Source organism: Parapedobacter soli, assembly GCF_025460835.1.
GTDB lineage: Bacteria > Bacteroidota > Bacteroidia > Sphingobacteriales > Sphingobacteriaceae > Parapedobacter > Parapedobacter soli.
On record NZ_JAMXAY010000008.1, the window covers coordinates 44,307 to 58,206 of the forward strand.

Here is a 13,900-nt window from a genome sequence, read left to right on the forward strand (position 1 = left end):
TCAGCCGAACGGCTTTGAAATTTCCGTCTCCAAGTTGGTCGCTGCGTTTTCCGTGCTCACGTACGAAATACCGGTACGCACTTGGACGGAGGACGACTGCCTCGTATCAAATTCCACATATAGGCCAGCTTTATCCACCGCAGCTGCGTGCATATCGGCGCCGCTTTCAACGTTCCCATCCAACCAGTTCCCCGCGCGCAGCATGGGTCGGTCAAATTCCATGACGAAATGGACAGTATACTCCTGATCGGCATCTTTTGACCAAACACCGGACGACAGCTGCTTGCTATATCCCTCGATACGATATGGCGACACTTGTCTGACATCAAGCTCTTCCACCCCATAGCGGTATTCGGCAGGGATGGTGAAGTCGACCATGATACGGCCAGTATCTGCATCATGATAGGTGTAACGTTGTAGACTGGCACGTGTCGTCGCCGTCAATTCCGCTGTGATGTTGTAATCAGTCAAGTACACTTTGTAGTAGCCCAGCGGGGCCTGCTCGGAATCTTTGTCTATCCGCGAACGGTAGCCGGAATCGGGATCGGACTGGTCCCCGATTTGAGTGGTTAACACACCGGTTACCGGGAAGGTACCCAACCCCGCCATTGTCCATTCGTGGATATGGCTGAAGGTACCGATCGACTCGAATGTCGGGTCATAGCCGGACTGCCAGCCGCTGTTTTGGTTATCGGGACTGATCTTTACCATACCGAACGGCATCCATGGGCCCGGGGCAATCATCCAACGCGAATGGCCGGTGCCCATCATAGTGTTAACATAGTCGGCCGGTGTAATTACCGGTTGGGGGGACCGTTCAACTTCGCCTTGGTCAATGATCTCCCCATCCCGTAATATGGTATAAAGGCTGGTTGTGCGGTCGCTTACTCGGGGCATCGGCACTTCAAAACCATATTCTCCGCGTTCGATACGCTGGCTGAACGCGGCTTGGCCATCTAGCTCAACCGTAAGCATAGGGCTATTTTCCAGATGCGCCACATCAATGAGCAATGGCTGGTATCGCTCACCATTTTGCATCACTTCATATTCCGCTGCGGCTACCTGTTTTACGAGGACATCGGCAGGGACGGTAATGCTGGCTTCCAAGGGACCTACCAGCTGTACATTATCAAACACCAACCAGCCACCCATGAGCGTGGCCAGCGTGATTTCATTATATCCCGGCTTGATGCTGCCCGCAGGTAAATCGATAGTAACCTGTTGCCTATGTGCAGGCGTAAACGGTCCGATCGGTTCGTCGCTCCCGCTACCTCCTGTTAGCTGGTGGGTCGATGACCGATTATTTACCGTCACTTTGAGTAGTGGCGGGGCTTCTTTTTCCGTATCGAGGATACCTACCACCAGCTTACAATCCGCCTGCCGGGGGATATCTTTCACGATGAAATAGGCATTCAGCACATGTGAACGGATCCCAGCGGTGCGTCCCGTTCCTCCCCATCCATTGGCCGGTCCAGGCAGCACGTAAGGCCAATCGGTTTCGGGCGAAGAGTAGCCCACGAGAAAAAAGCGATCTTCGTAACCGAAGTCATGCCGCACGAATTGGGTATATTCACCCGGCGCAAGCGCCATACCGTCCGGTGAGCCGTCGTGCTGCCCAATTTGCCAGATGGTATGGTTTTGGCCGAACGTGAACTGCCCCATCGAGCACATGATGGCTACCAGAACGCTCGTAACATACTTTTTTTTCTTCATTTGTTAATCTCCATTTACTCGGTATACCCCGGATTTGGTTCGAGCGCAGGGTTACGCTGCATCTCATCATCCGGGATAGGGTACAATAAATGGTCTTCCGTATAGGTGGCGTCAAAACTGTTATTATGCCCCACCACATCCACGAAGTTGATCTGCCCATTGTCAGTTACGGGGAATTGCCGTGTACGCTGAATATCAAACCATACATGGAATTCGAAAATCAGTTCACGCAACCGTTCCTTCCATACTTCGGCCACGAATTGCTGCGGCGTTAAACCGGCCAAACTCGCTTTGACCTGTTCGGCCGATTGTTTCCAATAGGCACGTGCCCGTACCTGAGACAGGTAGTCTATGGCCTCGGCCGTGACCCCTTCTGAGAGGGCGATGGATTCCGCGGCGATGAGCAGCACATTGGCATACGTATAAATGGGTAAATCCTTTTCTGATGTTGCCGTTTCAAATGCGGCCTGCTCGTCATACCAAAGGTACGGCGCTTTCTGAAAATTGACCACGGTACCGTCTTCCCGCGTAAACGAAGAATGGAAATACTGCTTCTCCTGTCCGCGCAAATCTTCGGTAGGGCTGTATGCAGCTAAAAGATCCGCCGTAGGCGCATAAGCATTGTTGGCGATGGCGTATTCCAGTTCGGGTGAAATATTCGTCGGGAACGCCCACTGTGCGTACCCTGAAGTAGCGATGCCCACCGTATACTCGAAATAATAGATGTGTTCGTTGGGCAGATAATCGGCCAACCGCGCTTTGTTATAGGCACTCGCTGTAGGAATCACGTTCCCCGCCCCATCCCGGTCATGTGACGTAAGGCTAAAGACACCGCCGTTGATCAATGAGCGGGCTTGCTGAGCGGCATCGGCGTAATGGTTGGCCTGGAGCGGATATCCGCTCATGGTAAGATATACCTCGGCGAGCAAGGCTGTGGCGATACCATGGGTAATACGGTTCCCGTTTCCGTCCATGGTCGTATTGGGTAGGACACCTGCCTGCACGGCAAATCGAAGATCCTCTACGATTAAGGCATACACATCGCCGACGGCGGCACGCTCGACATATAGGTTCTCCAAGCTTTCGTAGGGCTCGGTGATCAACGGCACACCACCAAAGAAACGGACAAGGTAATAATAGTTCAATGCCCGGAAAAACCGTGCCTCGGCCAGTAGTTTATTGGCTTCCGCCTCGGCCAAGCCGGGTGTTGTGGGAACGTATTTGATGGCATTGTTCGCCCGTGATACGCCGAGGTAAAGATCCCGCCATATCCCGCCGAGATAGCCCGACATATTGACCGCATTCATGGTTAGTTGCTGGGCATGTTGCACATGCACTTCCTGGCCCTTATATTCGTTATCGATCAGTCCAGAGGTATAGGGGCCGAACATGATCCGGGAACCGGAATACACCCCGCCGCTGAACAGCGAAGGCAATCCGGACCGGTAAAGTGCATTGACAGCGTTGTAGGCATGGTCTGAATTTTTGAAAAACTGGCTGGGGGCTATCTCATCTTTCGGTATTTCCGTAAGAAAATCCGAGCAGGAAGTTGCCAACGCCCCTACGGCAACTATAATGGTGATTAACTTCTTCATAATCTCGTATATTATCGTTTAAAATTGGAAACTTGTGCCCACGGTGAACGTACGGGGATTGGGGTATTGATGGAAGAAAATATTCTGCCCCCACTGATTGCCTCCCCACGAGGTCGCTTCGGGATCATAGCCCTTAAAGTCGTCCGATTTGATTAGGAAGGCGTTCTGCACGCTCGCATAAATACGTAAACCTTTGATATTGAACCTATTGAGCAACGCACCACCGAAGTTATAACCCAACGAGACCAAGTTGCCCCGGATATAGGCCCCATCAGCCACCCAATGATCATCCACCTCACTGTTCTGCCCTGTATATGGGCCGTTTCTGATCTGCTGGATCATGGTGTTCTGGTTATCTTCGGTCCAGCTGTCGTAGAGGGTAGCCGCCAGCCCGTTGGAATAGCCCGTCCGGTCTTCCATGGAGTGCGTGAATTGCTGCAGGATATCTACCCCAAACACGAATTGGACATCGACGGTGAGGTCGAAATTTTTGTAACGTACGTTGTTTATAAAACTACCCATCCAGTCGGGAAGCCCGTTGCCGATGATCTGGCGCTCGCTGCTCCGCTTCGCCACACCCGGTATGGCGCCCACCGCCGCTGCTGCGTCTGCTTCATCCGTTCCCCAGGTGCCCAGGCGCCGATAGCCCCAGAACGAGCTGAGTGGCTCGCCTACACGTAGGATGGTTTGGCTGCCGGATACCCAGCCCGGCCCCGGGAAGATGTCTTCATCGTTTTCGCCCAGTGCCTCAATGCGATTCTTGTTGAAGTTGAAATTGAGCGTGGACTGCCAGCCAAAAACGTCGTTTGCTGCCGGCGTACCGCTTACCATCAATTCCACGCCCCTATTGGAGACCGATCCGATATTGTCCCGCACACCTTGGAAGCCGGTCGATGTGGGGACAGGCTTGTCGAGGAGCAGGTCGGTGGTGAGCTTGTAATAATAGTCAAAGCTCGCGTTGAGACGGCGGTTGAACAATGCAAGGTCGAAACCGACGTCGAACTGATTGGTCTTCTCCCACTCCAGGTTGGGGTTGGGTAGCCGGTTGATGTAGCTTTGCGATACACGCGTGCCGTTAAGCAATGTTGTACTGGTGGATATGGTACCGAGTGACTGGTAGGTTGGGATTTCCGTGTTCCCGGTGATCCCGTAGCTCGAACGGATCTTGAGTTCGTCCAGCCCTGCGGCATCGCTCAGGAACGGTTCTTCGGAAAGCACCCACCCCAGACCCGCCGAAGGGAATATCCCGTACTTATTATTCTCGCCGAACCGGGAGGAGCCATCAACACGGCCCGTCACGGTGAGCAAGTACCGGTTCTTGTAGCTATAGCTGCCACGCAGGAAGTACGAATTCATGGCCCATTTATCGTGCGAGGAGCCCGGTGCACCGGGCTGGCTGGCCGATTGGATCGCGTTGAAGCGGAAGAAGTCGTCTGCAAAACCCTGCGCAGTAATCCAGTTGCCTTGGTAAACGCGCTGTTGCCAGCTTAAACCCAATACGGAGTTGATACGATGGTCGCCGATTTCGGTGTTGTAGTTGAGGTAGGTTTCTTCCTGCCAATAAAACGACTGCTGGTTTTCCAGCCGGGCAGAGCCCAACGGTGCCGAAATATTGATTAAGTCGGTGGGACTGTACTCCTGGATATTCGTATCGTGTTTGTCAAAACCGAACTGCGTGCGCAGATCCAATCCCGGCAGGATATGGAATGTCAAGTAGGCATTACCGAACAGCTGCTGCCGCTTGCGGATGCGATCTTGTGTCTCCAGTACGTGTACGGGATTGGGTATGGCTTCAAGCCCATACAAATCGGTAATCATACTGCTATTGGACCACGTGCCATCCGGAAATTTCACGGGGAATATCGGTGGCATCTCCAGCATGGATCGCCGGGGCATCTGATGGCCCCCACCTTCTTCCGTTTCATTATCGCGGGTGTAATTAGCCAGTAGATTGACGCCCAGCGACAACCAGTTTTTCGGTTTCGCGTCATAGGCAACTTTACCATTTATCCGCTCCAGATCGCTGCGGAGCATAATACCCTGCATGTCGGCATAGTTGAGAAACGCGCCGAACGAGGAATTGTCGCCCTTGGTCTGCACGGAAAACTGGTGGTTATGCGACATCGCTGTCCGAGTGGCCTCCTCCTGCCAGTCCGTATCGTACAGGGGGTTGCCCTGTGCATCGAATAAACTTGGGTCGTTGCGCGTGAAAGCGGGTATGTCACTGCTACGGTATTTCGAGTGGTTGGCAAACCCGCGCTCCAGCACTTCCATGAATTCAGTAGCGTTAAGTACATCAAGTTTTCGTGGCAGCACTCCTACGTTCATGAACCCTTCATATCCTACAATCGTTCCGCCGACACTTGCACCCCTCCGGGTGGTGATTAGGACGACCCCATTCGCGCCCCGCGCACCGTAGATGGCGGTAGAAGAGGCGTCTTTGAGCACCTCCATGCGTTCTATGTCATTGGGGTTCAGAAATTGAATGTTTTCCATCACCACGCCATCAACCACGAACAAGGGATTGGACGACGAATTGATGGTACCCAATCCACGGATGAGGATGCGGGGACTGCTTGTTGGCGAGCCCGAGTTTAGAAAAACATTTACACCGGCAACCCGCCCTTTCATGCCCTGCAAGGCATTGGTGACTGGCGCTTGTAACAGTTCATCGCCCGATACCACCCCAACGGAACCGGTTAAATCCGATTTCCGTTGTGTACCGTAACCGACCACGACCACTTCTTCCAATTGCTGATCGACTGGCAAAAGCAATACGTCGATGGGCTGATCAGATTCCACGGGCACTTCTTGGGTTTCATAGCCGAGATAGTTAAAAACAAGGATTGCTACCGCAGATGGCACTTCGATACTGAATCGACCCGATTGGTCGGTAGTCGTACCGGTGTTACCTCCTTTTAATTGGATGCTTACCCCTTGTAAAATCGGATTGTTCTGCGATGCGTCGGCCGACCGGACCGTGCCCGTAGCGATGAAGCTGCTCTGTGCCCGGCTCGTCCACGGCAAGCAAGCCAGCATCATGACAAAAAGCCATGCGACCCGCATTTTTTTTGTCTTTAGGATAGTTGGATTTTGTACTATAACTGATAATAATTGGTGATAATTAAAAAATAATTATGTACACACATAATAGATAATCTATATTAGATTCACGGATATCTTGGTTAATCACATAAAATAAAGGCCATTAAATAAATGTATATATGTATATACATACAAATGTATAACTTTGTTTTTAAACACCAAATCATTTTTTTAAATTAGCTTACATTTTTATCCATTATGACAAAGTTGAATTTCAAGATCGACCATAAGAGTCCGATCCCCCTGCACGTACAAGCGGAAAATCTGTTGCGGAAACTGATTGAGACTCCGGAGTACCAGGAGGGTAAGCTTTTGCCCAACGAGATTGACCTTGCCAAGCGGCTGGCCATTTCGCGGGCCACGTTACGGCAGGCCATCAACAAGCTTGTTTTTGAGGAGCTTTTGGAACGGAAGAAGGGGGTCGGCACGAAGGCCGTTAAGAAGCGTTTCAGCTCGCGGTCCAACAACTGGCTCAGTTTCTCGCAGGAGATGGCCGCGCGGGGCATTCCGATCAAGAATTTCGAGCTTCACATCTCTTGGGAGGTCCCCAATGAAGGATTAGTGAATTTCTTCGGTATTGCCCCCGATCAAAAGATCCTGAAGCTCGAACGTGTGCGCGGCGGAACGGAGGGTCCGTTCGTCTACTTCGTTTCCTATTTCCACCCCCGCATAGGTCTTACCGGCGACGAGGATTTCAAGCGGCCGCTTTATGACATCCTGGAAACCGACCACCATACGGTGGCGGATTTATCAAAGGAAGAGATCAGTGCCACGGTGGCGGATAAATTCCTTGCAAACAAATTGGAGACGCAGGTCGGCGCCGCCATACTCTTCCGCAAACGGCACGTATTTGACCAAGCCGATCGTCCGTTGGAATTTAACCTGGGGTATTACAAAGCGGATAGTTTTATATATACGGTAGAAAGCAGGCGGCAGGGCACGCGCTAAACCCGTGCCCCTGCTGCCGCGTTACTGCTTTGGATCTCAATCCACCGTTATCTGATACAATTGCTGATGCCACTCGTTCAATTCGGCTTCAGGCATCTTAACCACTTCGCGGTCGTACGTCATCAACCCGTTGGTTTCTATCTCCACATCGGTGGTCTGTGTGTATACCGCAGCAGAGAGGCCCAAGGGTATCAACCGGGCCAGGTCTTTAACCAATCCGCTATAGCGGCGTTTTAGCTCATCGGTGTTCTTGAAACTTTGGTATCCCCAGTTGTCTTTATCCTGCCAGGTATGCCCCTCTACGGGAAGCCCCAAGCCACCGAATTCACCAAGTACCAAGATCCGTGTATCGCCGTATAGCTCGGGGCGTGGCATTACGGCATCCGGGTAGTTGTGGATATCCATGATATGGCCGGTTTCGTAAAAGTTGCCACCACTGGCGCTATTCACTAGGCGCGACGGATCGTAGGCCATCGTCCATTCGGTGATTTCTTCGGTTTTAAACTGACCCCAAGCTTCGTTGAAAGGAACCCATACCACGATGCTGGGGAAATTATACAGGGCATCCATGATTGCCTTCCATTCCTTCCGATAGATCGCTTCCGACTGGGCACTGCGGTCTTTGTCGTGCTGGCGGCCCGACGTAATCCCTGGTCGCATATCCCAATGATTACCGCCGAGGTCGCCGCTAGGCATGTCTTGCCAAACCAATAAGCCCAGTTGATCGCAGTGGTAATACCAGCGTGCCGGTTCCACTTTGATATGCTTGCGGATCATGTTGAAGCCCATGTCTTTGGTCTTCTCAACATCATAACGCAGCGCTTCGTCTGTGGGTGCCGTATATAAGCCATCCGGCCACCAGCCTTGATCGAGCGGACCGTATTGGAATACGAACTCATTGTTAAGCAGCATCCGCTGTATGCCTTTTGCGTCCTTAGCCATCGATATCTTTCGCATGGCAAAGTACGATTCGATTTCATCTACCACTTTCCCTCTGCGCAAGACTGCCACTTTGAGGTCGTACAACGATGGCGATGTGGGCGACCACAATTGGGCATTGTTGATTTTCAACGTAGCTTCATTGCCTGCTGCCACCATTTCTTCGGCCACCTTTGCCCCGTTTTTCCATGCAGATATCCGCACTTGGTCGCCTTCGCGCGCGCCTTCCACCACGGTTTGTACGGCCAGCGTACCCCGATCGATATCAGATGTATGTTTAGTCGCGGTGATGTGGGTTTCGGGCACCCCCTCAATCCACACGGTTTGCCAGATGCCGGTTACTGGCGTATACCAAATGCCATGCGGACGGACCACCTGTTTGCCATTTGGTTGCGGACCTTCATTCGTGGGGTCCCACACACCCACAACAATTTCCTGTTTGGCCCCCTTAGCTAAATAGGGGGTGATGTCGATGGAAAAAGGATCGTATCCTCCTTCGTGCGAACCTGCCTTTTGGCCATTGACATACACCTCACTCTGCCAATCGACAGCACCGAAATGCAGGAGTACCTGTTGCTTGCGGATTTTCTTATCCAACACCACGGTACGCCGGTACCACAGGGAGCTATCCTTACCCACGGTCTTCCCTACACCCGAAAGTGCCGACTCCACGGCAAAGGGGACTAGGATTTGACCATCGAAATTGCCAGGTGCGGCCCCCAGCTTACCGGGTACGATGGCATAGTCCCAAAGACCATTGAGGTTTTGCCACTCTTCGCGCACCATTTGGGGCCTGGGATATTCAGGCAGGGGGTTGGCCACATTGATATTGTTAACCCAAGGCGATTTGATTTTATCACCTACAGGTTGCCAGGCCTGCGGCTCTTGTGCGGCTAACCGTCCGAATTGTAAGCAGGACAAGAAGAGAAGAATTGAATAACTAATTTTTTTCATCATTGTTATGTTTTAATATGTTGACTCCACACCAGCGAAGATATGGACAATGTCCCGGTTTTCCGTCTCAATATTTCGATATTATGTCTTAGCAATACTACTGCACACACCTGTTTGCCTCAAGCCATGATTTCTATACATTTTAATTTCTTTTGGAATAAAATAGGAAAAGAGCGAAAATAACTTTTACCTTCGCCCAATAGGTGATTCTCCTCCAACAAAGCGATCCATTAAATTCCGAGTCGGCAAAACGAATCTCGAAGACAATCTGATAAATCATAATAAAGCTATGTTCAAAAAACAATTAAATAACCCTGCGCTAAAAATAAGTTTCGAAAAAATCCTTAAAGGCAATGCCGAATGGGTTCAACAGGTGGAGGAAGATACCAGTGGGAAACTGAAGCAACTGGCGGAGGGGCAACATCCCGAGCTGCTGTGGATCGGTTGTGCCGATAGCCGTGTGCCGGCAAACCAGATTACGAATACCCAGCCCGGCGAAGTTTTCGTACACCGTAACATTGCCAATATGTGCGTGCATTCAGACATGAACATGCTTAGCGTGCTTGACTACGCGGTAAACGTATTGAAGGTAAAGCACATCGTTGTAGCGGGGCATTACGGTTGCGGCGGCGTGGGCGCTGCATTGAGCCGCCAGCAATTCGGCATCATCGACAACTGGCTTTGCCACATCAAAGATGTATACCGTTTCCATAGCGAGGAGATTGACGCCATAACGGATGAAAAGCAAAAAGTAAACCGGTTGGTTGAGCTCAATGTGGCTGAACAGGTTTTCAACCTGTGCACCACCTCGATTGTACAGAACGCATGGAAGGAACGCGATGACCTGGCCGTACATGGCATGGTTATCGACATCTCTACCGGCAAATTGATCGACCTCGATATCACGTTTACGGATAGTTTGGGTCTTGGCAAAGTGTTTGCTTTCAAATAAAAAAAGAAGGGCATCTGCCGGTTGGTAGATGCCCTTCTTCCCTATTCCGCCCCTAAAAACGGATACCGGTAATCCGTTGGTGGGTCGAACGTTTCCTTGATGGTACGTGGCGATACCCACCGCAGCAGATTGATCATCGAACCCGCCTTATCGTTGGTACCGGATCCCCTGGCTCCCCCAAATGGCTGCTGCCCAACCACGGCACCCGTACATTTATCGTTGATGTAAAAATTGCCCGCCGCATTGCGGAGTGCTTGGGTTGCTTGGCTGATGGCATAGCGATCTTGCGCGATGACCGCTCCTGTAAGGGCGTAAATGGATGTATTGTCTATTACCTGCAGCGTATCTTCCCAATCGCCGTCGGGATATACATAAACGGTCAATACCGGGCCGAACAGTTCCTCACACATGGTGACGTAGTCGGGCCTATTGGCCTGGATTACCGTAGGGTGGATATAATAGCCTTCGCTCTTGTCGTACGTACCGCCTACGATAATCTCGGCATCAGCGTCGGCCTTTGCCCGGTCGATATACCCTGCTAGCTTATCGAAAGCTTTTTCATCGATGACCGCATTGATAAAATTACTGAAATCGTCGGTCGGTCCAATCTTGAAAGACTCAACATCGGCCACAATCAATCGTTTAAGCGCGGGCCACAGCGACTCAGGGATATAGACCCGCGAGGCCGCCGAACATTTCTGCCCTTGATATTCAAATGCTCCCCGCACGATGGCTGTCGCCGCCACTTCCACATTGGCGGAGGGATGCACCAATATAAAATCCTTCCCGCCGGTTTCACCCACGATGCGGGGATACGAGCGATAACGATGTATATTTTCACCGATTGTCTTCCAGATATGCTGGAACACAGCGGTGGATCCGGTGAAGTGTATGCCGGCAAAGTCGGGATGTTTGAAAATAACCTCACCGGCCGTGGGGCCATCTACGTAGACCAAGTTTATGACGCCTTCGGGCACACCGGCTTCACGGAAGACCTCCATGAGCACATTAGCCGAAAAAATCTGCGTGTTGGCCGGCTTCCAAACCACAACATTGCCCATCATTGCTGCGGAAGTCGGTAGATTGCCCGCTATGGCGGTAAAATTAAAGGGGGTTAATGCAAATACGAATCCTTCCAATGGCCGCTGCTCTACACGGTTCCAACTACCCGTGGGTGAAACGGGCGGCTGCTGCATGTATATTTCACTCATATACTTCACGTTAAAGCGCAGGAAGTCGACAATTTCACAAGCGGAATCAATCTCAGCCTGAAAAGCATTTTTCGACTGCCCCAACATTGTTGCGGCATTTAGCTTGTACCGATAAGGGCCGGATATCAGATCGGCCGCTTTCAGAAATATCGCCGCACGCTGCTCCCATGGCAGGTTTTCCCAACCTTCCTTGGCTGCCAGCGCAGCACCAATAGCCGCCTGCACGTGGGTCTGATCCCCAGCATGATAGTATCCTAGGGTATGTTTGTGTTGGTGAGGCGGGTGGACGGCCACTTTCCGTTCCGTACGCACCTCTTCCCCACCGATATACATCGGAATATCAGCCTCTTCAGCTAATGCAGCTTGCACTGCCCGTTGCAACAGTTTCCGCTCGCTGCTGCCGGGGGCGTATGACAATACCGGCTCATTGATGGGATTGGGGACATTGAAAAATCCTTTTGACATAGTTCATTCATTTTGTGTGACGCCACAAAACTACCAAAACCAACAGGACTCTGCAAACCCTACTTCTTAAGCCGCTCTTTAAACACTTCCCTAAACTCCCGCTTCTTTAGCCCGGTTCCTTTCTACCACAAAAGCACAGAGGCTTAAGTGGTTTTGCGAGTGGAACCCGCAAAATGCAATATATTAGGCACTGAGGGGTATCAGGACACTTTCAATACGATTTTACCGAATTGCGTGTATCGGTCCATTTGCCGGATTGCGCTTTCGGCTTCGTGCCATGGATATACACCATGAACGACCGGAACTATCCGATGCTGGTTTACGAAGGCTAACATGGCTGCAAAATCAGCCGGTGAGCCCATCGTCGTACCTAATAGGGAGAGCTGTTTCCAGAATATTTTCCGGGCATTCAATGGAGGTAAGTTTCCTGCAGTCCCACCAAAAAATACGATCCGGCCGCCAGGATTGGCTAAGTCCAAATAGTGCGCTACGCCCTCACCCAATGCGCTATCCACGATGATATCAAAACCGCCAGCCCGTTCCCGGAGCTGTGTAGCCCAGTCGCCATCGGTATATAACACCCCTCCCTCAGCACCTAAGGATACCGCCCGTTCAATTTTGGGCGCTGTGCTGGAAGTGACGTATACCTTTGCACCGGCATGGATGGCCCACTGTAATACAAAGGTTGCCACTCCCCCACCTGCTCCAATCACCAATAACGTGTCGCCGCCCTTCAATGCCGCCCGACTGAAGACAGCCCGATAAGCCGTAAGCCCACCGAGGGGCAGTGCGGCAGCTTCTTCAAACGAGAGATGCATCGGCTTCTCGTGTAAATTGGCAACCGGAACACGTACGAATTCGGCGAAAGTGCCGTCTTGGGGCAGCCCGAGGATGTGGAATGACTTCCCTTGAAAGGCCTCGTTATCGCCCCATGCGATAGATGGATTAATTACAACTTCGCGACCGACCCAATACCTATGGCCTTCATCTCCCACTCTTTCAACGACCCCCGCTCCATCCGAACCTAATATGATGGGAAATTGCATTCCTGCATACTGGCCTTGTTGCATCCACCAATCACGCCGGTTGAATGCAGCTGCTTTGATTCGTACTAGAGCCTCGTCTTTACCAATCGATGGAATAGGTACTTCTTCCAATACCAACGGCTTCTGGATACCATGGAGGACGATTGCTTTTTGGTTAGCCATGAGATGTTAGAAATGAGATATGAGAAAGGAGACAACAAAAAAGCGGCACATAGAGCACGATGTGGCCGCTTTTTTACTTATATTTTTGCACTATTTAGCATCTGCGTAGCGCTTGGCTACAGCGTCCCAATCGATTACATTGAAGATTGCCTCTAAGTAGCCCGGGCGCTTATTTTGGTATTTCAGGTAGTAGGCGTGTTCCCAAACGTCTATACCTAGGATAGGTGTGCCTTTCACTTCGGCAATATCAAACAAGGGATTATCTTGGTTGGGGGTTGACGTTACCTGAAGCTTACCGGAACCGTCTACGATAAGCCACGCCCAACCCGACCCAAACCGGGTAGCCCCTGCCTCTTGCAGTTTTTTCTTCAACTCATCGAATGAACCGAAAGCCTCGTCGATAGCAGCAGCGAGATCGCCTGATGGGGCACCTCCACCATTGGGCGACAGCACTGTCCAAAACAGGGAGTGGTTATAATGCCCACCGCCATTGTTACGTACAGCACCGCTGTATTTCGAGATATTCTTGCAGATGTCCTCAATAGATAGATTCTCTGCGTCTGTTCCCGCAATCGCCTTATTGAGGTTATCGATATAGCCCTTGTGGTGACGGCCGTGGTGGATTTCCATGGTTTCTTTATCGATATGGGGTTCCAATGCGTCTGTGGCGTAGGGTAACGCCGGTAATTCAAAAGCCATAATATGTATTGTTTTTAGTTAAAAATTAATATTTCGTGTTGGACAAACTTAATTAAAGTTGCAGATAATTGCAACCGACTTCGTTGCTTATCGTGACTAATTGCCGCGATA

9 protein-coding genes are annotated in these 13,900 nt (G+C 51.2%); 2 read left to right on the top strand and 7 right to left on the bottom strand.

Annotated features, from left to right (window positions below; translation table 11 throughout):
• The 3 genes from NGM62_RS05405 to NGM62_RS05415 are packed head-to-tail and all read right to left on the bottom strand — an operon-like array spanning position 1 to position 6,374.
• Positions 1-1,713 carry a polysaccharide lyase family protein gene (locus tag NGM62_RS05405; RefSeq protein ID WP_262246441.1) on the bottom strand — a complete coding sequence of 571 codons (1,713 nt, stop codon included), beginning with the start codon at positions 1,711-1,713 and terminating at the stop codon, positions 1-3.
• Positions 1,714-1,727: 14 nt separating this feature from the next.
• Positions 1,728-3,308, bottom strand: coding sequence for a RagB/SusD family nutrient uptake outer membrane protein (locus tag NGM62_RS05410; protein ID WP_262246443.1), 1,581 nt, complete (start codon positions 3,306-3,308; stop codon positions 1,728-1,730).
• 18 nt (positions 3,309-3,326) lie between these two features.
• Entirely contained in the window at positions 3,327-6,374 is a 3,048-nt protein-coding gene (locus tag NGM62_RS05415) for a SusC/RagA family TonB-linked outer membrane protein (RefSeq protein WP_262246444.1), read from the bottom strand.
• A gap of 237 nt (positions 6,375-6,611) precedes the next feature.
• On the opposite strand from NGM62_RS05415, the gene NGM62_RS05420 reads away from it, so the two are divergent.
• Complete coding sequence (locus tag NGM62_RS05420; RefSeq protein ID WP_262246446.1) at positions 6,612-7,361, top strand: GntR family transcriptional regulator; 750 nt, start codon at positions 6,612-6,614, stop codon at positions 7,359-7,361.
• Positions 7,362-7,397: 36 nt separating this feature from the next.
• Here the strand turns inward: NGM62_RS05420 and NGM62_RS05425 are convergent, their stop codons facing one another.
• Positions 7,398-9,257, bottom strand: a complete 1,860-nt coding sequence (locus NGM62_RS05425) for a glycoside hydrolase family 2 protein (protein ID WP_262246447.1) — start codon at positions 9,255-9,257, stop codon at positions 7,398-7,400.
• A 286-nt stretch (positions 9,258-9,543) separates the two neighbouring features.
• Here NGM62_RS05425 and NGM62_RS05430 point away from each other — a divergent pair, with 286 nt between their 5' ends.
• Positions 9,544-10,206 (top strand): carbonic anhydrase, encoded by a 663-nt coding sequence (locus NGM62_RS05430; protein WP_262246449.1) that lies wholly within the window; start codon positions 9,544-9,546, stop codon positions 10,204-10,206.
• A gap of 41 nt (positions 10,207-10,247) precedes the next feature.
• Here the strand turns inward: NGM62_RS05430 and pruA are convergent, their stop codons facing one another.
• The 3 genes from pruA to NGM62_RS05445 form a co-directional block, all read right to left on the bottom strand.
• Positions 10,248-11,882: an L-glutamate gamma-semialdehyde dehydrogenase gene (pruA, locus tag NGM62_RS05435; RefSeq protein WP_262246450.1), complete on the bottom strand. Its 1,635-nt coding sequence runs from the start codon at positions 11,880-11,882 to the stop codon at positions 10,248-10,250.
• 200 nt (positions 11,883-12,082) lie between these two features.
• Positions 12,083-13,090: a zinc-binding dehydrogenase gene (locus NGM62_RS05440; protein ID WP_262246451.1), complete on the bottom strand. Its 1,008-nt coding sequence runs from the start codon at positions 13,088-13,090 to the stop codon at positions 12,083-12,085.
• Positions 13,091-13,180: 90 nt separating this feature from the next.
• Positions 13,181-13,789 (bottom strand): superoxide dismutase, encoded by a 609-nt coding sequence (locus NGM62_RS05445; protein ID WP_262246452.1) that lies wholly within the window; start codon positions 13,787-13,789, stop codon positions 13,181-13,183.
• Between the last annotated feature and the right edge of the window lie 111 nt (positions 13,790-13,900).

Coding starts and splice junctions, on each gene's coding strand:
- NGM62_RS05430 (WP_262246449.1), top strand. CDS start 9,544: ATGTTCAAAAAACAATTAAATAACCCTGCGCTAAAAATAAGTTTCGAA.
- NGM62_RS05405 (WP_262246441.1), bottom strand. CDS start 1,713: ATGAAGAAAAAAAAGTATGTTACGAGCGTTCTGGTAGCCATCATGTGC.
- NGM62_RS05410 (WP_262246443.1), bottom strand. CDS start 3,308: ATGAAGAAGTTAATCACCATTATAGTTGCCGTAGGGGCGTTGGCAACT.
- NGM62_RS05420 (WP_262246446.1), top strand. CDS start 6,612: ATGACAAAGTTGAATTTCAAGATCGACCATAAGAGTCCGATCCCCCTG.
- pruA (WP_262246450.1), bottom strand. CDS start 11,882: ATGTCAAAAGGATTTTTCAATGTCCCCAATCCCATCAATGAGCCGGTA.
- NGM62_RS05415 (WP_262246444.1), bottom strand. CDS start 6,374: ATGCGGGTCGCATGGCTTTTTGTCATGATGCTGGCTTGCTTGCCGTGG.
- NGM62_RS05445 (WP_262246452.1), bottom strand. CDS start 13,789: ATGGCTTTTGAATTACCGGCGTTACCCTACGCCACAGACGCATTGGAA.
- NGM62_RS05425 (WP_262246447.1), bottom strand. CDS start 9,257: ATGATGAAAAAAATTAGTTATTCAATTCTTCTCTTCTTGTCCTGCTTA.
- NGM62_RS05440 (WP_262246451.1), bottom strand. CDS start 13,090: ATGGCTAACCAAAAAGCAATCGTCCTCCATGGTATCCAGAAGCCGTTG.